This window comes from Mesorhizobium sp. STM 4661 (assembly GCF_000359125.1).
Lineage (GTDB): Bacteria > Pseudomonadota > Alphaproteobacteria > Rhizobiales > Rhizobiaceae > Mesorhizobium.
The window spans coordinates 54,515-75,969 of record NZ_CAAF010000028.1; the positions used below are offsets into that span (position 1 = coordinate 54,515).

The 21,455-nt window shown below is 60.4% G+C and carries 20 protein-coding genes and 1 pseudogene; 15 read left to right on the top strand and 6 right to left on the bottom strand.

Going from position 1 to position 21,455, the window contains the following annotated elements:
- The first annotated feature begins 6 nt into the window (after nucleotides 1–6).
- From trbL to MESS4_RS09185, 5 genes are read left to right on the top strand one after another with little or no spacing between them, the layout of a single operon-like run.
- Nucleotides 7–1,329, top strand: a complete 1,323-nt coding sequence (trbL, locus tag MESS4_RS09165; protein WP_006329225.1) for a P-type conjugative transfer protein TrbL — start codon at nucleotides 7–9, stop codon at nucleotides 1,327–1,329.
- The gene (gene trbF / locus MESS4_RS09170) at nucleotides 1,330–2,055 is read left to right on the top strand and encodes a conjugal transfer protein TrbF (RefSeq protein ID WP_006329228.1); all 726 of its coding nucleotides are present in this window, start codon (nucleotides 1,330–1,332) and stop codon (nucleotides 2,053–2,055) included.
- Nucleotides 2,052–3,080, top strand: a complete 1,029-nt coding sequence (gene trbG, locus MESS4_RS09175) for a P-type conjugative transfer protein TrbG (RefSeq protein WP_036240977.1) — start codon at nucleotides 2,052–2,054, stop codon at nucleotides 3,078–3,080. Before trbF ends, trbG begins: the two co-directional genes overlap by 4 nt.
- 11 nt (nucleotides 3,081–3,091) lie before the next feature.
- On the top strand, nucleotides 3,092–4,306 hold the full coding sequence (locus MESS4_RS09180) for a TrbI/VirB10 family protein (RefSeq protein WP_036240991.1): 1,215 nt from the start codon (nucleotides 3,092–3,094) through the stop codon (nucleotides 4,304–4,306).
- A 12-nt stretch (nucleotides 4,307–4,318) separates the two neighbouring features.
- Nucleotides 4,319–4,591, top strand: a complete 273-nt coding sequence (locus MESS4_RS09185) for a DUF2274 domain-containing protein (RefSeq protein WP_006329231.1) — start codon at nucleotides 4,319–4,321, stop codon at nucleotides 4,589–4,591.
- A gap of 532 nt (nucleotides 4,592–5,123) precedes the next feature.
- On the opposite strand, the gene hemN is transcribed toward MESS4_RS09185, so the two are convergent.
- Nucleotides 5,124–6,473, bottom strand: coding sequence for an oxygen-independent coproporphyrinogen III oxidase (gene hemN, locus MESS4_RS09190; protein ID WP_006329232.1), 1,350 nt, complete (start codon nucleotides 6,471–6,473; stop codon nucleotides 5,124–5,126).
- 157 nt (nucleotides 6,474–6,630) lie between these two features.
- Here hemN and MESS4_RS09195 point away from each other — a divergent pair, with 157 nt between their 5' ends.
- Entirely contained in the window at nucleotides 6,631–7,386 is a 756-nt protein-coding gene (locus MESS4_RS09195) for a Crp/Fnr family transcriptional regulator (RefSeq protein ID WP_036240979.1), read from the top strand.
- A gap of 3 nt (nucleotides 7,387–7,389) precedes the next feature.
- Here the strand turns inward: MESS4_RS09195 and MESS4_RS09200 are convergent, their stop codons facing one another.
- A complete protein-coding gene (locus tag MESS4_RS09200; protein WP_006329234.1) occupies nucleotides 7,390–7,908 on the bottom strand; it encodes a hemerythrin domain-containing protein in 519 nt (172 codons plus the stop codon).
- A gap of 150 nt (nucleotides 7,909–8,058) precedes the next feature.
- Between MESS4_RS09200 and ccoN the strand changes: the two genes are divergently transcribed.
- From ccoN to ccoS, 8 genes are all read left to right on the top strand, one after another.
- Nucleotides 8,059–9,669, top strand: coding sequence for a cytochrome-c oxidase, cbb3-type subunit I (ccoN, locus tag MESS4_RS09205; protein WP_006329235.1), 1,611 nt, complete (start codon nucleotides 8,059–8,061; stop codon nucleotides 9,667–9,669).
- 11 nt (nucleotides 9,670–9,680) lie between these two features.
- On the top strand, nucleotides 9,681–10,412 hold the full coding sequence (gene ccoO, locus MESS4_RS09210; protein WP_006329238.1) for a cytochrome-c oxidase, cbb3-type subunit II: 732 nt from the start codon (nucleotides 9,681–9,683) through the stop codon (nucleotides 10,410–10,412).
- A gap of 10 nt (nucleotides 10,413–10,422) precedes the next feature.
- Nucleotides 10,423–10,572 carry a CcoQ/FixQ family Cbb3-type cytochrome c oxidase assembly chaperone gene (locus MESS4_RS09215; protein WP_006329243.1) on the top strand — a complete coding sequence of 50 codons (150 nt, stop codon included), beginning with the start codon at nucleotides 10,423–10,425 and terminating at the stop codon, nucleotides 10,570–10,572.
- Between the two features lie 2 nt (nucleotides 10,573–10,574).
- Nucleotides 10,575–11,438: a cytochrome-c oxidase, cbb3-type subunit III gene (gene ccoP, locus MESS4_RS09220; RefSeq protein ID WP_006329244.1), complete on the top strand. Its 864-nt coding sequence runs from the start codon at nucleotides 10,575–10,577 to the stop codon at nucleotides 11,436–11,438.
- A 209-nt stretch (nucleotides 11,439–11,647) separates the two neighbouring features.
- Nucleotides 11,648–13,207, top strand: a complete 1,560-nt coding sequence (gene ccoG, locus MESS4_RS09225) for a cytochrome c oxidase accessory protein CcoG (protein WP_006329245.1) — start codon at nucleotides 11,648–11,650, stop codon at nucleotides 13,205–13,207.
- Nucleotides 13,204–13,701, top strand: coding sequence for a FixH family protein (locus tag MESS4_RS09230; RefSeq protein WP_006329246.1), 498 nt, complete (start codon nucleotides 13,204–13,206; stop codon nucleotides 13,699–13,701). The genes ccoG and MESS4_RS09230 overlap by 4 nt, the downstream gene beginning before the upstream one ends.
- The gene (locus MESS4_RS09235; RefSeq protein ID WP_006329247.1) at nucleotides 13,698–15,983 is read left to right on the top strand and encodes a cation-translocating P-type ATPase; all 2,286 of its coding nucleotides are present in this window, start codon (nucleotides 13,698–13,700) and stop codon (nucleotides 15,981–15,983) included. The genes MESS4_RS09230 and MESS4_RS09235 overlap by 4 nt, the downstream gene beginning before the upstream one ends.
- On the top strand, nucleotides 15,980–16,129 hold the full coding sequence (ccoS, locus tag MESS4_RS09240; protein WP_006329249.1) for a cbb3-type cytochrome oxidase assembly protein CcoS: 150 nt from the start codon (nucleotides 15,980–15,982) through the stop codon (nucleotides 16,127–16,129). Before MESS4_RS09235 ends, ccoS begins: the two co-directional genes overlap by 4 nt.
- Nucleotides 16,130–16,354: 225 nt before the next feature.
- Here ccoS and MESS4_RS09245 read toward each other — a convergent pair.
- From MESS4_RS09245 to MESS4_RS09255, 4 genes and pseudogenes are all read right to left on the bottom strand, one after another.
- Nucleotides 16,355–16,874 (bottom strand): annotated as a pseudogene (locus MESS4_RS09245) (site-specific integrase); the annotation flags it as partial.
- Complete coding sequence (locus MESS4_RS09250) at nucleotides 16,873–18,060, bottom strand: Fic family protein (protein ID WP_006329252.1); 1,188 nt, start codon at nucleotides 18,058–18,060, stop codon at nucleotides 16,873–16,875. The pseudogene MESS4_RS09245 and the gene MESS4_RS09250, both read right to left, overlap by 2 nt.
- Nucleotides 18,061–19,055: 995 nt before the next feature.
- The gene (locus MESS4_RS33395; protein WP_157385544.1) at nucleotides 19,056–19,217 is read right to left on the bottom strand and encodes a hypothetical protein; all 162 of its coding nucleotides are present in this window, start codon (nucleotides 19,215–19,217) and stop codon (nucleotides 19,056–19,058) included.
- 153 nt (nucleotides 19,218–19,370) lie between these two features.
- The gene (locus MESS4_RS09255; protein WP_244441093.1) at nucleotides 19,371–20,645 is read right to left on the bottom strand and encodes a DUF4238 domain-containing protein; all 1,275 of its coding nucleotides are present in this window, start codon (nucleotides 20,643–20,645) and stop codon (nucleotides 19,371–19,373) included.
- 291 nt (nucleotides 20,646–20,936) lie between these two features.
- On the opposite strand from MESS4_RS09255, the gene MESS4_RS09260 reads away from it, so the two are divergent.
- Nucleotides 20,937–21,452, top strand: a complete 516-nt coding sequence (locus MESS4_RS09260; RefSeq protein WP_006329262.1) for a hypothetical protein — start codon at nucleotides 20,937–20,939, stop codon at nucleotides 21,450–21,452.
- The last annotated feature ends 3 nt before the right edge of the window (nucleotides 21,453–21,455 follow it).

Here is a 21,455-nt window from a genome sequence, read left to right on the forward strand (position 1 = left end):
GGCGGCATGAACGACCTTGGGGTCATTGATCGCTTCATGGAGACCTTCATCCGCTACATCGATAGCGGGTTCGGTCTGCTCTCGGGCGATGTCGCCTTCCTTACCACGACCCTGATCGGCATCGACGTCACACTTGCCGGCCTCGCCTGGGCATTCGGCGGCGAACCCAACATATTCGGCCGGCTCATCCGCAAAGTGCTCTATGTCGGCGTCTTTGCCTTCATCCTGAACAATTTCAAGAACCTCGCCGACATCATCTATCGGTCCTTCGCTGGCCTCGGCATCAATGCGTCCTCAGGCAATCTCTCCGCCGACAATCTCCTGCATCCGGGCCGCATTGCCGCAACCGGTTTCGAGGGCGCCTGGCCGCTTCTCGATCAGGCAAGCCAGCTTCTCGGCTTCCCAGAAATCTTCGGCAACGCGCTCACCATCTTCGTGCTGCTCGTGGCCTGGTTCCTGGTCATCATCGCCTTCTTCATCCTCTCCATCCAACTCTTCATCACCATCCTCGAATTCAAACTCACCACTCTGGCCGGATTCATTCTTGTGCCCTTCGCGCTTTGGAACCGGTCAGCGTTTCTCGCCGAGCGCGTGCTCGGCAATGTCATCTCGTCGGGCATCAAGGTGATGGTGTTGGCCGTCATCATCGGCATCGGCTCCACGCTCTTTGGCGAGTTCGCTTCCGCGCTGCAAGGCAAGGAGCCGGATCTGGCCGCCGCCATGTCACAGGTCCTGGGCGCCTTGGCGCTCCTTGGTCTCGGCATTTTCGGACCTGGGATAGCCTCCGGTCTTGTCTCGGGCGCGCCGCAGCTTGGCGCGGGCGCCGCACTTGGAACCACGGCAGCCGCAGCCGGTGCATCGCTCGTTGCCGCAGGCGCAGCATTTGCCGGCGCGCGCATGGCAACCGGCAGCGGTCTCACCGCACTCCGTGCCGGCACGACCATGGGGTCAGCGGCTTCTACGGCCTGGCAGATGGGGCGCGCAACATCGCCCGAGTCCGGCCTGCCCGGTGTAGCTGCTGGAATGCATGGTGTGACCAGCGCCGCCGGCGGCGCCGCAATGCGGGCGGCACGATCTGCCGCAGGAGGCTTCGGGCGCAGCGTTGATGCCGGGCGCGAAGCTGCCTGGACCGCGACCGGTGGTGCGCCGACCGCATCCATGACCGGAAGCCCTACTGGTCCGGTCGCTGATGCCGCGCCCGGCTGGGCCAGGCGCCTGCGTTCCGAACAGACAGCCCGTGCCCACCGTCACGCCGCCATGCAGGCAGTCCGTGAAGGCGACAGGCCGGGAGGCAGCGCCAATCCCTCTCTCAACGACAAGGACGACTAAATGCTATTCAAGCGACCCATTCAACGTTACGGCAAGACGCCCGAGCCGGTCACGCCGTATCAGAAGGCCGCGCAGCTCTGGGACGAGCGCATAGGCTCATCTCGAGTGCAGGCCCGCAACTGGCGGTTCATGGCTCTTGGCTGTCTGACCTTGGCGGCCGGACTTTCCGGCGGACTCGTGTGGCAGTCGATGCAGAGCCGCGTCGTGCCTTACGTCGTCGAGGTCGACGGCTTCGGCGAGGCACGCGCCGTTGCGCCGGCAATCCGGGACTACGAGCCCTCCGATGCCCAGATCGCGTGGCATCTCGGCCGCTTCATTCAGAATGTCCGTTCCGTTTCCACCGATCCGGTGCTGGTGCGGCAGAACTGGCTTTCGGCCTATGACTTCGCCACCGACCGCGCGGCGCTCTTTCTCAACGAGTACGCCAAGGCGAACGATCCTTTCGGTCAGATCGGCACACGCAGCGTGTCGGTGCAAGTGACCAGCGTGGTCAGGGCTTCCGACAGCTCGTTCCAGGTCAAATGGGCCGAGCAGGTTTTTGAGCGCGGCAGCCTTGCCAGCACGACGCGCTGGATCGCGATCCTCACCATCGTGATCCGCCCGCCAAGCAATACTGACCAACTGCGCAACAACCCGCTCGGCGTCTTCATCAACGCCATCGATTGGTCGCGCGAGCTCGACAGTGCTGCGCCGACGTCCGTTTCCCCAAAAGGAGTCCACCAATGAAGAATAGAATGTCGTCGGTCCGTGCCGTGCTGATCCTGTCGGCCTCTACAGCGGTCCTCTCCGCCTGCGCGTCGAAGTCGGTACCGCCGCCTGAGATTTCCTATGATGCTGCCGATTTCAAACCAGCCGCAATCGAGAAGCCGCCGGAGAAGCCGGTCAAGATAGTCGAGGTGCCAAAGCCGCTGCCGCTACCCGGTCAGCTACAGCCCAATCCGGGCAGGGTGGCCGAAGACAAGCGCTCTCCTGAAGAACGGGTCTCCGATGCCAATAAAGCAGCGACGCAGCAACCTACCAGGTATGGGTACATGAATGCGGTTCAGGTTTATCCATTCGCCGATGGCGCGCTCTATCAGCTCTACGCCGCACCGGAGCGCGTCACCGATATCGCACTCCAGCCGGGCGAGAAACTAACAGCCGTGTCGGCCGGCGACACGGTGCGTTGGGTGATCGGCGATACCGTCAGCGGCACCGGTGACAATCAGCGCACCCATGTGCTGGTAAAACCCTTCGCGCCGGGGCTTACCACCAATCTGGTGATCACCACAGAACGACGCACCTACCATTTGCAGCTTCAAAGCACGGAGAAAACCTCAATGGCGGCGATCTCTTGGACCTATAGCGAGGACCAGATCATCGCGCTACGCCAGCGCAACGCTCAAGCCGAGGGTGCCATGCCGGTAGCTTCGAATGTGGCGCTCGAGAATATCCGCTTCCGTTATTCAATCACCGGCGACACACCACCCTGGAGGCCGATGCGCGCTTTCGACGATGGCAGCAAGGTCTATATCGAATTCCCCCGTCGCATTGATCAGGGTGAAGCGCCTCCTCTCTTCATCGTCGGCGCCGATGGCAATGACCAGCTCGTCAACTTCCGTATGCGCGGCAACTATTACATCGTCGATCGCCTCTTTGCTGCCGCCGAACTGCGCCTCGGCGCCAAACAGCAGCAAGTGGTGCGCATCACCAGGACTGACGGCCGGCAACCGCCGCGGCGGATTCCGCTCTTTGCGCGGCCCAGCAGGTGAGGGGAGCGCTCATGACCGATACTTCCCGATCCGATGCGCCGCCGAAACTCGATCCCGAGCAGCTGCAATTGCGAGCCTCGCCCCGCCGCGCTGTCCGATTCAGGCGCGGTGTGATCATCGCCATCGCTGCAGTCGGATCCGGTGCCATTCTGGGCGTCACGATGATGGCGCTTCAAGGACCGGCATGGCGTATCAAGCACCAGGCAGAGGACCGCTATAACACCGAGCGCAAGCCACCCGCCGAGGGACTAGAAGCGCTTCCCAAGGACTATTCCGGGATCATGCCGAAGGCCCCTGTGCTCGGACCGCCACTGCCCGGCGACCTCGGTCGCCCCATCCTTGAACGCCAACGTCAGCTCGGCATCGCGCCAGGGCAGGATATCTCCGCCGAGGAGCAGCGCCTTGCCCAGCAAGCAATTGAGGCGCGCGAGTCGCAAGTCTTATTCCGGCTCGACAATCGACCCAGACAGACAGATGTCGCCGGCGGCGGGCCGAGTGCGCAGCAGCCGTCTGGGGCGCTTCCGCAATCCGGAGCGACGCGCACGTCAGCTTCCGTTGCCCCAGCCGAGGGTGACCAGAACAACCAACAGCGCAAGCTCGATTTTATCAGTCAGCGGAACACAAGCGGGATCTACAATCAGCACGCGCTGCAGACGCCGGCCTCACCCTACCAACTGATGGCCGGCAGCGTGATTGCGGCCAGTCTCGTCACCGGCATAAATTCCGACTTGCCTGGCCTTGTCGTCGCGCAGGTCACCGAGAATGTGCACGACACAGTCACCGGCAGCATTGTGCTCATTCCGCAAGGCTCACGCCTCATCGGCACTTATGACAGCGTCGTGGCTTTTGGGCAGAGGCGCGCATTGCTGGTCTGGCAGCGAATAATCCTGCCCGACGGTTCCTCGATCGAAATCGACAATCTGCCAGCGACGGATACTGCCGGCTATGCCGGGCTTGAGGACAAGGTCGATTTTCACACCTGGCAGCTGATCAAGGGAGTTGCTCTAGCGACGCTACTGGGCGTTGGTACCGAGTTGAGCTTTGGGGAAAACGAAAGCGACCTAGTTAAGGCGATCCGGGAATCCACTCAGCAAAACATCAGTCAAGCCGGCCAGCGCATCACCGAAAAGAACCTGAATATTCAACCCACCATTATCGTCCGCCCCGGTTGGCCCCTACGCGTGATTGTACACAAGGATCTTGTGCTGCGCCCATACCCGACTTGAACAGGAGTAATCATGGCAGATCTGAAACTTGGAAAGCTTCCAGACCGGACACCTTCGAAGATGACCATCACCGTTAGCGCGGACCTGAACCAAACACTCAAGGACTATGCGGCGCTTTACCGCCAGACCTATGGCGAGTCTGAAACGGTAGCGGAACTCATACCTTTCATGCTGGCAGGGTTTCTGGAAGGTGACAGAGCGTTTGCCAAGGCCAGAAAGGAAAGCTTGCCTGCCGCCGGCATGTCAGAGAAATCGCGACGCGTGTCAGGTTCAGATTCCGAGTAATCGAAGCATAAAGTTGGTCAATTGGCGCAGCCGCCCGGGTGCCTAATTTCCCGGCGGTCGCGGCCTACCGATCCGTAAGGCCTATGCGCGAACTTCGAGCAGCTGGAGGTCAAGTAAGTGCCTGGGCGGCCCGGAAACCGCGAACAGGCGCAGGGCGTGCTAGCCGCACTGATGCATGGTTTCAGACACGTGGGAACGCCGTGCGGTTGTTACTCAGAATGAGCTCATCTCAAAGGGGCATTCAAGAGCCGCAGCGCTGAGTAGCGGTAGCCGCAATGGGGTGCGTCGCTGACATTCAGTGAAAGACTGGGCCGAACAATCCAACCTGCTTGGGCGGATACGAAGTGGAGCCCTGCCTGCAGGGTTCCGGCGGGTCCCAGCCCTCTGCCATGCGACCCCCTTTGGGAAATACCCGCGTCGTCACAGCATCGTAAAGTGGCGCCATATGCACTATCGAATTGTTAGCTGCTGGTTTCGGCGATTTTGAGGAGGTTCGCGATCGACTGAAGACGGTGACGTTCGTCTGTGGCACTCAGACTGCCACTGAGTGCCTGGCCGTTCCACTTTCGAAATATTTGTCGAACTTCGCTGCAATGCTCCTTACAAAGGGACGACTTTCCGCCGATACGACGTAACTGTCACCTTGGAGTTCAAGCGGTCGAGCAGGGTCGCCAATGGCGATGGAGCTTGCTTGGAAAAGAAGCTTTTGTCCGGCTTCCCCGAAGCGTTCCACCAGATCGGCTGCTGAAAAGCCGAAATCGCACATCAAGCGCTCGATGATCCAGCCGCGAACACGGTCATCTTCGGAAAACGCGATGCCGCGGACCGTGGCCAGATGTCCCCCCTCGACCATGCGTCCATATTCGGCTGTCGACGGCATGTTCTGCGAATAGCCCTGTCGAAACCGGCTGATCGATGACGGCCCGAGCCCGATCAGTGTTTCGCAGCGATCCTCGGTGTAGCCCTGGAAATTGCGGCGGATTGTTCCCGTGCGAGCCGAGACTGCAAGCGCATCATCCGGCCTGGCGAAATGGTCTATTCCAATCGCCTCGTATCCGGCGCCCATGATCAGACGGGCGGCAATTTGCCACTGAGCGAACCGTTCGGCCGGACCCGGCAACCATGCCTCGTCGATCATAGTCTGATGCTTCTTGAACCAGGGCACATGCGCGTAGCCGAACAGCGCCATCCGGTCCGGCTCCAGAGTCAGCGCCTGCGCCACGGTGGAACAGACGCTCTCCCTGGTCTGATGCGGCAGGCCGTAAAGCAAATCGAGGTTCACGGACCCTACGCCGCGAGAGCGAATGCCGTCGACAACCGCCTTGGTCTGCAAAAAGCTCTGCTCGCGGTTGATCGCCTTCTGCACCTTCGGATCGAAATCCTGAACGCCGAGGCTCGCCCGCGCCATGCCGATCTCGGCAAGTGTATCAAGGCGGGCTTCGTCCATGTCGTTGGGTTCGATTTCGACGCTGATCTTCGCATCGGCAAGAAAATCGAAGCTATCCCGCAGGACAGTTCCCAAGGCTATCATATCCTCGGGCTTCAGCATGGTCGGCGAGCCGCCGCCGAAATGCACGGCGCGGACATGGGCCTTGCCGCCGACAAGACCGGCGACAGTCGCGATCTCCGCGTGAAGCGAGCGGAGATACGAAGCCACCGGCTCGTAGCGGCGGGTCTGCTTTGTATGGCACGCACAGAACCAGCACAGCCGGTCGCAATAAGGGATGTGCAGGTAGAGCGAGACCTCGTCACCGCTTTCGAGCGCCTTCAACCAGCTTCGATAGACATCAGCGTCGACGCCAGGATGGAAATGCGGCGCGGTCGGGTAACTGGTATAACGCGGGACGTTCTCGCCAAGCCTGGCAGCTAATTCCGGTCTCATTTGGTGGTCCGCCGTTTTTGCCTCGCCGGAAGTCTGGACGCGTCGAAGAGCCAAAGCCCTGATTTCGGTCAGCCGCCAGCACGGACAAACTGCCGCAAGGATTTCTCTGCCATCCCTTGCTATCCTGCCGAAACTTGGGATCGGTAGCGCGAGCGTAATGACAGTACGGCAAGACATTCACAGTTCCGGCATTCCCGTTCTTTGCCTGTCTTGCGCAGCACGAAATCGCGGCGTCTGCGGTGCGCTCGATCCAAACCATTTGGTTGGGCTCGCCAAAACTTCGTCGCGGCACAAGCTCGAGCCGGGGGTCGAACTGATCGCCGACGCCGAGGCCGTCGACAGCTATTCAAACTTGCTTTCAGGCGTTGTGAAGCTGACGAAGTGCCTTTCGGACGGCCGCCAGCAGATTGTCGGTCTTCGGTTCGCACCGGATTTTCTGGGACGGCCCTTCAAAGTGAAAAGCACGATCAATGTGGAAGCGGCAACCTCCGTCTCGCTGTGCTCGTTTCCGAAGGCGGCCGTTGAACGGATAATGAAGGAATCACCGGGACTCGAGCATCGCCTGCTCAAGCAGACGCTCGACGAACTCGACGAGGCACTTGAATGGATGGTGACTCTCGGGCGCAAGACCGCACCGGAGAAGGTGGCGAGCTTTCTCCTCATGATCGCCCGGAATATGGATTCCAGGATCGACCCGGCGGCTGGGTCGGCATGCTTCGATCTGCCGCTGACACGTGCCGACATCTCTGATTTCCTTGGACTGACGAACGAGACCGTGAGCCGCCAGCTTACGCGATTGCGGGCTGACGGCGTGATCCGGATCGAGAACAAACGCCATGTAACGGTCGACAGCATGAGCCGGCTGGAGCAGCGCTGCGGCGGCCGAGGCGCGCGGCAACCGGCCTTTGAATGAGATCTAAGCGTCGGGGCCTTCGTCGCTTATTACGATCCGCGGCAGGACATGCTCGCGTTCGAAAGCGATGTGTCGCCGCAAGCCTTCGAAGAAGCCGCGTAGCATGAATCCGACAGCTTCCGCGCTCTCTATCGGATCACCATGACCGATCGCTAGGAGCGTTTCGGCCACCTCGCCAGCGAAGCATTGATCCTCAAGGTGCTCGATGCGCAACCGGCTGGTAGAGGCAAGTTTGGCCTCGGCCGGAGTCAAGTGCGCCTCATACGCAGGGAAAATCACCCTCTCCTCAAACCCATGAATGTCACGGAGCAGCGGAACGATCTTCTTGGCCGTTCCAAGACATTTGAGGCGGTCGACGTTCGGCAGTGCATCGGCAATGCTTTCCAGCGAGAAGCAGAGCTCCAGCTTTTCCCGATGGGCAAGCTTCATGACCTCGCCCGGAATCGCCTCTGTGCCGGCCTGGCGCGAGAAAGCCGCACTTGTCCATGAGCGAGTTGGTCCGTGCTGCGTTTCCTTGTTCAAATCGCCACCTTCTGATTGCACCGAACTCGATGCTGCCCGAAGCAAAATCGTGCGGCTCTGACATGGATCAGGGCGAGCAGGCGGCAACTACGGAATTAATGCACCGCGGATTTGGCGTCCGCGCATTGGAATCCTGGTCGGGGATATGTCATGAAATTCGGCACGGAGATCGTCGTTCTAAGCCTGGTTGCTTTTGCGGCCCTGGTGGCTGCCGGCTTCGGCGTAGAAGGACCTTTTCGCCAGCATATGGGGGTTTTGTTCTTCGCCGTGGCTGGCTTTACCGCGATCCTGCTGCGCAACACAGATTTCAAGCCGGCGGCTCCGATCGACACCTCCGCCTACATGGATGGCCCGATCCGCTACGGAGCCATTGCAACGGTATTCTGGGGCGTCGTCGGCATGCTCGTCGGTGTGATCATCGCGCTGCAGCTCGCGTACCCCGATCTCAACATCCAGCCCTGGTTCAACTTCGGCCGTTTGCGGCCGCTGCATACGTCGGGTGTGGTCTTCGCCTTCGGCGGCAACGCTTTGCTTTGCACGTCTCTCTATGTCGTGCAGCGCACGTGCCGCGCCCGGCTGTTTGGCGGCAAACTGGCCTGGTTTGTGTTCTGGGGTTACCAGCTGTTCATCGTCATGGCCGCGACCGGCTACCTGCTCGGCATCACCGAAGCCCGCGAATACGCCGAACCCGAATGGTATGTGGATCTCTGGCTGACCATCGTCTGGGTCGCCTATCTCATCCTGTTCCTCGGCACGATCCTGAAGCGCAAGGAACCGCATATCTACGTCGCCAACTGGTTCTACCTGTCCTTCATCGTGACAATCGCGATGCTGCATGTGGTCAACAATCTGTCGATGCCGGCGTCGTTCCTGGGCTCGAAGAGCTACTCCGCCTTCTCAGGCGTCCAGGACGCCTTGACGCAATGGTGGTATGGCCACAACGCCGTCGGTTTCTTCCTCACCGCCGGGTTCCTCGGCATGATGTATTATTTCGTGCCCAAGCAGGCGAACCGGCCGGTCTATTCCTACCGCCTGTCGATCGTCCACTTCTGGGCGATCATCTTTCTCTACATCTGGGCCGGCCCGCACCACCTGCATTACACCGCCTTACCCGACTGGGCGCAGACGCTCGGCATGGCGTTCTCGATCATGCTGTGGATGCCGTCATGGGGCGGTATGATCAATGGCCTGATGACGCTGTCTGGCGCCTGGGACAAGCTGCGCACCGATCCGATCATCCGCATGATGGTGATGGCAGTCGCCTTCTACGGCATGTCGACCTTCGAAGGTCCGATTATGTCGATCAAGACGGTCAATTCGCTGTCGCACTACACGGACTGGACCATCGGCCATGTCCATTCCGGCGCGCTCGGCTGGGTTGGCATGATCTCGTTCGGCGCAATCTACTATATGGTGCCGAAACTGTGGAACCGTGAACGTCTCTATTCGCTGCGGCTCGTCACCTGGCACTTCTGGCTGGCGACGCTCGGAATCGTCGTCTACGCCGCGGTGATGTGGGTTTCCGGCATCATGCAGGGCTTGATGTGGCGCGAATACGACGAGCAGGGTTTCCTCGTCTACTCCTTCGCCGAAACCGTCGCCGCCATGCATCCCTTCTACGTCATGCGCGCCATCGGCGGTGCGATGTACCTCACCGGCGCCCTGCTCATGGCCTGGAACGTGACCATGACCATTCTTGGCCACCAGCGCGAAGAGCAACCAATGCCAGGTTCCGAGCCCGCCCTCCGGCCTGCCGAATAGGGAGCCAGACAATGGGCTTGATGGACAAACACGCGATCATCGAGAAGAACGCCACGCTTCTTCTCGTTGGCTCTCTTCTTGTCGTGACCGTCGGCGGCATCGTCGAGATTGCGCCGCTTTTCTATCTCGACAACACGATCGAGAAAGTCGAAGGCATGCGGCCCTACTCGCCACTGGAACTCGCCGGACGCAACATCTATGTGCGCGAGGGCTGCTACCTCTGCCACAGCCAGATGATCAGGCCTTTCCGGGACGAGGTCGAGCGCTACGGCCACTACAGCCTGGCCGCCGAGTCCATGTACGACCACCCCTTCCAGTGGGGCTCGAAGCGCACCGGCCCTGACCTTGCACGAGTCGGCAACCGCTATTCCAACGAATGGCACGTTCAGCACCTTATGGATCCACGTTCGGTGGTGCCGGAATCTATCATGCCTCGCTATGCCTTCCTGAAGGACGCTCCGATCGAGGTGAAGGACTTCTCGACGCATCTGGTTGCGAACGCGCGTGTTGGCGTCCCGTACTCCGATGACATGATCGCGCACGCCAATGCCGATCTGATGGCCCAGGCCGACCCGAATGCCGATGCCTCCGGCGTCGAGAAACGCTATCCGAAAGCCAAAGTCGGTGATCTGGACGGCAATCCGCAGCAGGTGACCGAGATGGATGCCCTCGTCGCCTATCTGCAAATGCTGGGAACACTGGTCGATTTCAAGACCTATGACGATGCAGCCGGCTACCGCTGAGGGGGACGCAATGAGCTATAATTTGATGCGGGAATTCGCGGACAGCTGGGGTCTGCTTGCCATGGCGCTCTTCTTCGTCGGCTGCATTGCTTTTGCCTTGCGTCCCGGCGGCAAAACACTGGCCGATCAAGCCGCCCAGATTCCACTCAAGGACGACTGATCATGAGCAGCGAGCATATCGATGAAGTCTCGGGCATCTCAACGACCGGTCATGAATGGGACGGGATAAGGGAGCTCAACAACCCATTGCCCCGATGGTGGGTGATAACCTTCTACATCACCGTCGCTTGGGCGGTGGCTTATACAATTGCGTATCCGGCTTGGCCGATGCTGTCTTCCGCGACCAAGGGTGTGCTTGGCTATTCCAGCCGCAACGCTGTCAAGATTGAGCTGGCGGCTGCCGAAGCCGCCAAGGGCAAATATGTCGCGGCCATCCAGCAGAAGACCGTATCCGAGATTGCAGCCGACGACGCGCTGCGTGAATTCGCGGTAGCGGCCGGCGGAGCTACCTTCAAGGTCAATTGCGTGCAATGCCACGGCTCGGGCGCCCAAGGGTCGAAGGGCTTTCCAAACCTGAACGACGATGACTGGCTGTGGGGCGGCACGACCGAGCAGATCCAGCAAACGATCGCGCACGGCATCCGTTTCGCATCCGACCCGGATACTCGGCAGTCGGAAATGCCCCCCTTCGGTGACATCATCACGCCCGAACAGATCGCACAGGTCGGCGCCTATGTCGCCAGCCTCTCGGGCAAGGTCCAGGATGCAAGTCTTATCGAGCCCGGCGCCAAGGTATTCGCGGAAAACTGCGTCGCCTGTCACGGCGATAATGCGAAAGGCAACAAAGAGCTTGGCGCGCCCAATCTGACCGATGCGATCTGGCTCTACGCACCCGGCGAGACAGCCATCGCCGTCCAAGTCCGCGCGCCGAAGCACGGTGTCATGCCGGCCTGGATCAGGCGTCTCGGCGAGACCAAGGTTAAGGAACTTGCGGTTTATGTCCATTCGCTTGGCGGCGGAGAATAGGAACGGAAGCCTATTCTCGGCCCTCCCCGCCAAGCGACGGGGCCCGGCACGAGTCGGGCCCCGACACCATTCCGGCATGCGGCGATTGACCTGCAGCAAGGCGGCGCGGCCCACACGGCGAAGCGGGCTCACTGCAGACCGGACGTCTGTCGAAGCAGACAAGTCCGTCGCACAACGATGTCATAGGCCGCGCGCGAGTGGAGATGCACGTGCTGGATAAAACGCAGATGGAGCGGCTCGAGGCAAAAGCGGTCAACTCCGCCAAGACACGACAGCCGCTCTATGCTCCGCGCAAGAAAATCTTCCCTAAACGCGCCTCGGGCAGCTTTCGCCGCTTCAAATGGCTGGTGATGGCGATCACGCTGGGCATCTATTATCTGATGCCCTGGTTGCGCTGGGATCGAGGTCCGTTTGCTCCTGATCAGGCCGTGCTGATCGATCTTGCCAACCGCCGTTTCTACGTCTTCTTCATCGAGATATGGCCGCAGGAATTCTACTATGTCGCCGGCCTTCTGATGATGGCCGGCATCGGCCTCTTCCTGATCACGTCCACCGTCGGCCGCGCCTGGTGCGGCTATACCTGCCCGCAGACGGTATGGGTCGATCTTTTCCTAGTCGTGGAGCGGGCGATCGAAGGCGATCGCAACGCTCGCATGAAGCTCGACGCCGGCCGCTGGACCGCGCGCAAACTGGTGCTGCGTGTGTCGAAACACGCCATCTGGCTGGTCATAGCGGCAGCTACCGGCGGCGCCTGGATCCTCTATTTCGCCGATGCGCCGACGCTGATCGGCGACGTATTCAACGGCACCGCCGCTTCGGTCGCCTACGTCACCATCGCGGTGCTGACGGCGACCACCTACACGTTCGGCGGGCTGATGCGCGAGCAAGTCTGCACCTACATGTGCCCGTGGCCGCGCATCCAGGCTGCCATGCTCGACGAGAATTCGCTCACTGTGACCTACAATGACTGGCGTGGCGAACCTCGTTCGCGGCACGCCAAGAAGGTCCAGGCTGCGGGGCAGCCGGTCGGTGACTGCGTCGACTGCAATGCCTGTGTCGCAGTCTGCCCGATGGGGATCGACATTCGCGACGGCCAGCAACTCGAATGCATCACTTGCGCGCTGTGCCTTGATGCCTGCGACGGCGTCATGAACAAGCTCGGCAAGGAGCGCGGGCTGATCTCCTATGCGACGCTGTCCGACTACAACGCCAACATGGCGGTGGCGACCGCAGGCGGCTCCGGTCCCGTGAACCCTTCACTCGTCAGAACGGCCGACAGCACATTCTCCGCCAGGTTGGCGCATTTCCATATTCGCAAGATCTTCCGGCCGAGGACCTTCTTCTACATGGGCGCGTGGACGGCGGTCGGGCTTGCCTTGATCTATTCGCTGCTGACGCGCGACCGACTCGAGATCAACGTCCTGCACGACCGCAATCCGCAATTCGTGACCCTGTCCGACGGCTCGATCCGCAACGGTTACACCGTCAAGCTGCTTAACATGATCCCCGAGCCAAGGACGATCGTCGTCACGATGCAGGGCTTGCAGGGAGCCGAAATGAGCGTCGTCGGCAGTGATCTGCCGGCAGCTCGCTTCTTCGCCATCGCGGTCGAACCCGACCGGCTGAACATGCTGAAGGTCTTCGTGCGCCAGCCAGCGGGTGAGGTTCGGCACGCTGCACAAACCTTCAAGTTCCGCGTCGAGGACAGAGCGAGCTTCGAATCGGACGAATACACCGCCACCTTCAACGCCCCGGAGATCGCCAGATGAGCACCAATACGCAAAAGACGCGTGAGTTCACCGGCAGGCACATGCTGCTCACCATTCTCGGCTTTTTCGGCGTGATCATCGCGGTCAATCTCACGATGGCGACACTCGCCAGCACCAGCTGGACCGGCCTTGTCGTCGAGAACACCTATGTGGCGAGCCAGCAATTCAACCGAAAGGCCGAGGAAGGGCGCGCGCAGGCGGCACTCGGCTGGACCGGCAAACTGACGATCGCTCGGGGTGAGGTCCGCTACAGCTTGAGCGATACCACCGGCAAGCCGGTCCCCTTGCATGGCGTCAAGATACTGTTTCGTCATCCCGCCTACGAGGCTGGGGACAAGGCCGTCACTCTCGCCCTCGTCTCGGACCAGGAATTTGCCGCGCAGCACTTGCCAAGGGATGGCGTCTGGATCGTCGAAGTCGACGCCGATGCCGGTCTGACAGAGCCCTATCGCGACGTTCGCCGGATCATGATTTCGCAAGGAGCGCTGCAATGAGCTGTTGTGTACCCAGCGCGGAACTGGCGCTGGATCTGACCAGTACCACATCGGTCCTGCCGTCTAGCCAGGAGATCAGGTTGGCGAGCCGATCGCTCGGCGATGATCTGCGCCAGACCGACCTTTCAGTGCCGACGGTTCATTGCGCGGCCTGTATCCAAGCGATCGAGACAGCGCTGGGAAAGCTCGATCAAGTCGAGGGCGCTCGTGTCAACCTGTCGACGAAACGTGTCGCGGTCCGCTGGCGTGGGAACGAAGTACCACCATTCGTCGCCGTGCTGGGACGGCTGGGGTACGAGGCGCATCTGTTCGACCTCGAGGTCGGTGACAAGGACAAGACGCTTTCGGCGTTGATCCGCGCGGTCGCTGTCTCCGGGTTTGCGGCTGGCAACATCATGCTGCTCTCGGTCTCGGTCTGGTCCGGCGCCGAAGGCGCGACCCGCGACCTGTTTCACTGGGTCTCGGCATTGATCGCCATCCCGGCGCTCACCTTTGCCGGCGGCATCTTCTTCCGCTCGGCCTGGAATGCACTGCGCCACGGCCGCATGAACATGGACGTGCCGATCGCGGTTGGGGTGTCGCTCGCTTATGCCATGAGCCTCTACGAGACGATCAATAATGGCGATCACGCCTATTTCGACGCGTCCGTATCCCTGCTGTTTTTCCTGTTGATCGGCCGGACGCTGGATCATGTGATGCGGGAGCGTGCCCGGACCGCCGTGAAGGGCCTGTCACAGTTGGCCGCGCGTGGGGCCATGGTGCTGCGCGGCGACGGCTCGCGAGACTACCTACCGGTTGGCGAGATCCAACCTGGGATGCAGTTGCTGATCGCAGCCGGCGAAAGAATCCCTGTCGACGGCCGGATCATTCGGGGAGCGTCGGATCTCGACTGCTCACTGGCCTCAGGCGAAAGCACGCCAAAAAACGTGGCCCCGGGCGAAGCAGTACAGGCCGGCGTGCTCAATCTTACCGGCCCGCTGACGATCGAGGCGACAGCCGCCGCAAAGGATTCCTTCCTGGCGGAAATGGTGCGGCTGATGGAAGCCGCGGAGGGCGGCCAAGCGCATTACCGCCGGATCGCCGATCGCGTCTCGGCTCTCTACGCCCCCGTGGTCCATCTCACCGCCCTTGCGACATTCCTTGGCTGGATGGCAGCGACCGGCGACTGGCACCGGGCCATCACCATCGCCATCGCCGTTCTCATCATCACATGCCCGTGCGCGCTTGGCCTCGCGGTGCCGATCGTACAGGTGGTCGCCGCACGGCGCCTGTTCGAGAACGGCATCATGGTCAAGGACGGTTCGGCCATGGAACGCCTGGCAACAGTGGACATAGCGGTGTTCGACAAGACCGGAACTCTGACGCTTGGCCAGCCCCGGCTCGTCAACGCGTCATCGATCGATCCCGCCATGCTGGCAGTTGCAGCCGACCTGGCAGCGCACTCGCGGCATCCGTTTTCAAAGGCCATAGCCGGTTTTGCCACGCGTGGCGGGCAACACAAATTCCGTGCCGTCACCGAGCATCCGGGATTTGGAATCGAAGCAACTGACGCTGGAAATACCTGGCGGCTGGGTCGACGCGGAAGGGCTGGATGGAAGGCTCGAACCGGCGGCGAAGGCAAACATGGCTACGGCGGAACGGTTCTCACGAAGAACGGGATGATTGTCGCTTCCTTCGCTTTCGAGGATGCGTTGCGGGCCGATGCCGGGAGCGTCATGGCGCAATTGAACGATGCAGGGGTCTCGGTCGAAATGCTGTCGGGCGATACCGCGGACGTCTGTGGCGATGTCGCAAGAATATTGGCCATCGACCGTTTTGTTCCGGCGCTGCTGCCGTCCGGGAAGGTTGAGCGGATCGAAGTGCTGACCAAGGCCGGCCACAAGGTCCTGATGGTGGGCGACGGGCTCAACGACACGCCAGCGCTGGGCGCGGCGCACGTCTCGATCGCTCCCGCGACCGCCGCCGATATTGGCCGCAACGCTGCCGATTTCGTGTTCCTGCGTGAAAGCCTTTCGGCCGTACCCCTTGCGCTGGACGTCTCGCGGAAGGCAGGGCGGCTGATCCGCCAGAACATAGCCATCGCGATCATCTACAACGCCGTTGCCGTGCCGATCGCCATCTTCGGCAACGTCACGCCGTTGATCGCGGCGGTCGCGATGTCCGCCTCATCGCTGCTGGTGATCGGAAACGGGCTGCGGCTGCAGGGCTTTAGGCTCGCCGAGCTGACGAGGGCTTCTTCGGCAACGCATTCCGGCATTCACCCATCAGCGCGGTCATCATGACGATACTCGTCTACCTCATGCCAGTCGCCCTATTTCTTGGCGCACTGGGGCTGACTGGCTTTCTGTGGGCGTTGAAGAGTGGCCAATATGAGGATCTTGACGGAGCCGCTGAGCGCATCCTCCGGGACGACAAGCCGGAACGCTGAGCCAGACCGCTGTTCCTGACGCTGTGCTGACGCCGGCCGTCAGCCGACTCGGAATAACGATTGAAGCTCCACAACCAGTTAAGCCGCTTGACGTAGATTTGTGAAAAGCCCCTGTCCCTCGAAGGACTGCGTCGCGGGTTCCGCCCCAACATAGACGCGGCCAATGTCATAACGTACGCAAAGCTGATGTTCATGTTCACGATAGGTGCGGACACGGGGTTGCAGTTACACTTGTTTGGGTTCAACTGCAGGTTTCGTGCACCCAATTTCGTCCAGGTAATCGGCCCACCACTGCATCATACTGACGCGCTTTTCCCAGTGCTCTGCCCTGGCGTAAGCGCGCCGAACGTCGTTCTTTTCAATATGGGTCAGCTGTCTCTCTTGCGTCTGGATGCCACCTGCCGCATTCATTCAACAGAGTTGATGCCGTTGCTCGGAAACCGTGAGCCGTTGCTTCTTTCTTGCTGTAACCCATGCGACGCAGGGCGGCGTTAAGTGTATTGTCGGAAATCGGACGAGAACCCGATCGCACACTTGGAAACAGCAGCGCCTCGCTGCCGGAAATGTCTCTGAGATCGGTCAGGATTTTGATGACCTGCCTCGAAAGTGCAACGCGGTGCGGCCGCCGCATTTTCATGCGTGCTTCCGGGATGGTCCACACCGAACCTTTGAAGTCGAACTCTTCCTATCCGGCGGCTCGCAACTCGCCGGGGCGGGGAAACAGTAGGCGCAGTTATGCGACGCTAAGTTTCCGGAAATAGCTTAGGAAACAGTTCGTCCAACGTGTCGACCGGGAAGCGTAGCGATACCGGTCCTTTCGGGGTATCGGACGCAAGCAGGCCAAGCTCGAGCACCTCGGTAAACACGCGGCGGGCCGTACGTTCCGGCAAGCCAGCGATACGTGAGGCCTCACCGCGATCGAACTCGCCGCGCAGAAGCGCCTCCTCGAGCAGCCGGAAAGCTTCGGGCTTCAGGTCGTAGCGTTGAACGAACCGCTGCAGGCGCCGGGCTAGTTGGTTCAAATCGAACAGGCTCGACATGAAACTGACCTGGTCGATACATACGCGTAGAAACCATAAGGTAAAATCCGCCAGCGCCCGCATAGAAAGATTACCGCGGCCGTCGCGATCGCCTTGGCGTGGCATGTCGGCGTGATCCATCATGCGTTTATAGTCGCCGCGGCTTTCCAGACCCCGCGCCAGGCCTCGGGAAATCGACCACAGCCCGTGCGCGGCGATTCCTGCCTCATGGGCCATGGCGTGACTCATCAAGCGGCTGACGCGTCCATTGCCGTCTGGGAAGGGATGAATGTAATTGAACCGATGATGCGCGGCCGGAATCGCCAATATCCTAGCCGCTTTGCCCGTACGTTGGAAGCGGTACCGGCTAGCGAAATGCTCCATGAACGCTTCGACGCGATCGCTTGACGGCGGCTGGTGGCGGCCGACAGTGACATCATGTTCGGGCTGTGATCGCCACCGACCCGGAACCATCAAGAATTCTCTGTCTGCGCCGCGAATGCGCAACATCGCCTCATCGGCGTCACGGTAGAATTCCGCATGCAGCCAGCGCAAAAAATCAAGCGAAGCCGGTTCTGGGAGCTGACCCTCCGCTGCCAGGCGATCGATTTCCCCCTGCAGTCGAACATGGGCCGCGGCTTCCACCTGCAGGTTGCGTCGTTCCTGGTCTTTGTCGAATTCGCCGGCGAGGGCGCGTTCGATGTCGCGGGGGCGCGTGTTGTGGCCCTCGATCAGGTTGCTGTAATAGGTGTTCATGATGCGCACGAGATCCGCCAGGTTCGCGGCCGTGCGCGGATGCAGCTTGGCGCCGAGAACCGCCGAGCTTGCTGACAGCTCAGCCAGCGCGTCGGAGATTGGCTCCGCAACGTCTTCCAGGCGCGCCGGCTCGATGCGCTGTACGGTCTCTTCCATGATTGGCCGATGTTAGATCGCGCTAAGTACGTATATGTCAACAGAAATTTTAGCTGAGCGCCCATAACTGGCCGATCATTTGGCCGATGTTAGCCGCTACCTCAGCTTCGCCGAGACGGTTGATCGACGACGCCAATGCCGATGCCGATGATGGCCGATATTCGCTATGCTTAGCGCATTGATAGTATGTACAAATTTGCGATCGGTAGGTCGATTTGGCCGATCGCTTGGCCGAACTTCGCCGGTCGCGCTGACTAGGGATATACGACCAGGAAAATACAGGCGACTCCAAATGATTCTCCAGAGACTGCGGAAGCACGCGACGCTGCGACCAGGCTGCGCGAGGACTCGAACGAGGCAGCCCAATATCTGCTGAGCTCTGCGAGAGCGTGTGGAAGCCCGATGCGGGGGCCAGGTTCTCACGTTTGCGTTCGAGTGCGATCCATTCGCTCTCAAATCGCGACTGGCGTCTTTGACGCTGGATTTGAATCCACAATAGATACGTGCCGACAATACACCTGTAAGCAACGTCTGCCAGTCATAGAGCGCGCCGATGAACGGATTGTGGAATTTCGGTAGCGACTCCGCGCAGCGCTCGAACAGGCTCTGGGCAAGCGCGTTTTCGCAAATAATGTTCGGCAGATTCACGCTATATAACCTCTGTCTTCTGCTCACGTGATGCAGGTAGGCAGCGTGGGCAGTTCAGTCAACAATTCTGCGAGGCGTCAGACATGCGGCGGCTCGCCGGCAATATATTCACCGGACGTTGGATGCCGGCAGTTGTAGCTCCGTTGCGTCGGACCACCAGGCTTGATCTCCGGTCTCTGCCTCCAGCACCTGAGCAAAGCGCGATTGCCGGGATCGCAGAAACACGCGATAGCCTTCGGCAATCTCCGCAGGCAATCGGGGCGCGTTGCCACAATATCTCGAGCAGGCCGAAGCACACGTCTTCGTCGCGGGCGGCACTCTCTCCCCAATAGGCCGAATGGGCGGCGTCAACCGGACGCATCTCCATCAGCGTGCCATCGAGGTTCGGAATCCAGAGGTGCCAGGATCGGTTCTCCCAAAAGCGGCATTATGTTGATGACCCGACCATTCAAGGTTTCGATGTTGAAATGTCGCAGCTTTTTCAACTCGGAGAGCTTCGCTTTCTCCATCAGGGGTTCTCGCGTGAGAGACAAAACCGCGTGATTGTTACGGGCATGGTTGGGTGGAAAAACATCTGTCGCCTTTCGGTGATGCCGCGAATGGTCGCAAGCCTCCGGCAGTCCAAAACACCGCGCAAACGGAAGGCTCTTCCATCAATCGGGTCATTCGAGGATCGGGTCCGCGTGGCTCGATGTAGCAGCCATCCTGGCCTCACGGCGCGCTGCCTTTTCAGGCGTGTCGATGTATTGAGATAACCTCGGCCGGAGACCGAAAACATTCCGGCAGATGATATGCACCTCTTTCCCAAGTCGCTGCACTCTAGTGGTGATGGTCGGCACGAGCGCGCCATGGGCGCGGACCAGGTCGTCACTAGAGCGATCCTGGCCGATGGTCATGCGATAGGAAAACTGCGCGATCGTGCGATTGAGTTGCCGCACCTTGTGGCTGTCGGAGATATCGCGATGGCGTGAGATCATGTTCACCGGCCCGCGCTTGCTGGAACCGCGCACAAGCATGTGCGCCGAAACCGGGAAGATCAGCTCGACCTCGCCGGAATGCTCGTAAGGCGTACGCGCATGGAACGCCTGACGCGGATCGTAGCTGCAGACCGGATTGTCCGATGTGAGGAAAGGCGTGCTTGTCCTGTTGTGGAGCACCTCGAAGCCGAGGCGGAAACAGAGGTCGCCGAAATCCTTGAACTCACCTTTCATTGCCAGCAGCGTTTCATGTGGGTTGACGCCTATCGGCACGGTGTCGAACTGGCCCGCATAGCGCTCGAGCGGCGGAGGAAGGACGCCGAGTTCTTCGCCGATCTTGTGCTCGCAGCGAATTTTGGCCTCGATCATCAGCGCGTGCCGATCGCGCGTCGCCGGAACACGCGCGCGCAAGATCGTTTGCATGCCGAGCACGTTGAAGGAGATGGCGGCCGACAGGCGGCGTGCCGCGAGCGCCCGCACCGTTTCCGGCCATCCGGTCTCGATGGTGTTCCACAGATCCTCGAAACAATGGTTTTCCTGACCACCCCCGGGCAGCTTCTGGGAATAGTAGTCTCGCTCGAAACCAATGGCCCGTGGATTCATTGGCGGCAGCGGGTCTTCGGGCGCCTCGCAAAGATAGGCCAGCACTCGGCCCCGGTCATCCGCGAAGCCGTTCATATAGACGGCCGAGATAAAGTGATGTCGGCGGTTGGTCCGGTTGGCATTGCTCCCCACGGGATTGATCATGCTGAACGGCCGCACATCATCATCTACGGGCACGTTGCCCCATGCGCCGAAGTATCTGGGAGCCCTCGCCATTTGCGCTTGCGTGCTCCTTTTGTCCTTAATTCTTACGCACCAGACAATATCTGATCTGATTCTTATGAACGCGACCACAGAATCTTCTTGGCATTGCTCATATCTGACTGAAGTATCGAGCAAATTGCAGGCCTGCAGCACGGCGGCGCAGCCTATCTGGAGCGTCGGCTTTGCGCCTGAAGTCGGACGTTAGGATCGGCCCTGACATTTCCTGTTAGCCGACATCCCAGGCTACCTGCCAGCGGTCGCATTTGCGCCGGGGCAGACAGCCTGCGCGTGCGAGGAACTGATGGGCACAGCCGTCACGTCAGTGGGCCTGTCACCATGCCTCCGCCAGATATCGTTAGAGCATCGCGTGGCTCGCCTCTAGCAGCGCGTGAATAACTGTGCGCATATTTAATTGTACAAGACCAACGGTCGCGGGGGAAGACAATGTCACTAGAGGACCGTCTATTTGCGATAACGCTTGAGGCTATCGGCGGGCAATTCACCAGCTTCTCGGAATTAGCACAAAAGGTGCACGATGCCGGCCCTGCAGAATTCTCCTACAATAGGCTCGAAGAGCGGCATGTCATGCAGCCCGCTTCGATCGTGCCCTATGTCTCACTACTTCACCTCTTGGGCATCCTTAAGACTGCAGCCGGCGACATGATCGAGTGCATCCTCGACGAGGATCCGACACAGGAGGGGTTCGTAGCGGTAGTGGACCGCAAATCAATTGATGTTCTAACCGTGGCCGGCTTCACGCGCGATGCCTATGTCAAGGTGGTCAGGCGCCTACTGCGGCAGGCCAACGTCGTTCTGCCCACTCTGCGTGAGATCTACCAAGGGCTTCCGTTGAAGGTCAGCGAGGCACAGTTCATCCAATTGTGCGCCCTAGGAGGCGTGCGAAATCATTTCGGGTTCGCTCTCGTAACGCGCCGTGTCATGCTACCGAGCCAGGTATAGAAA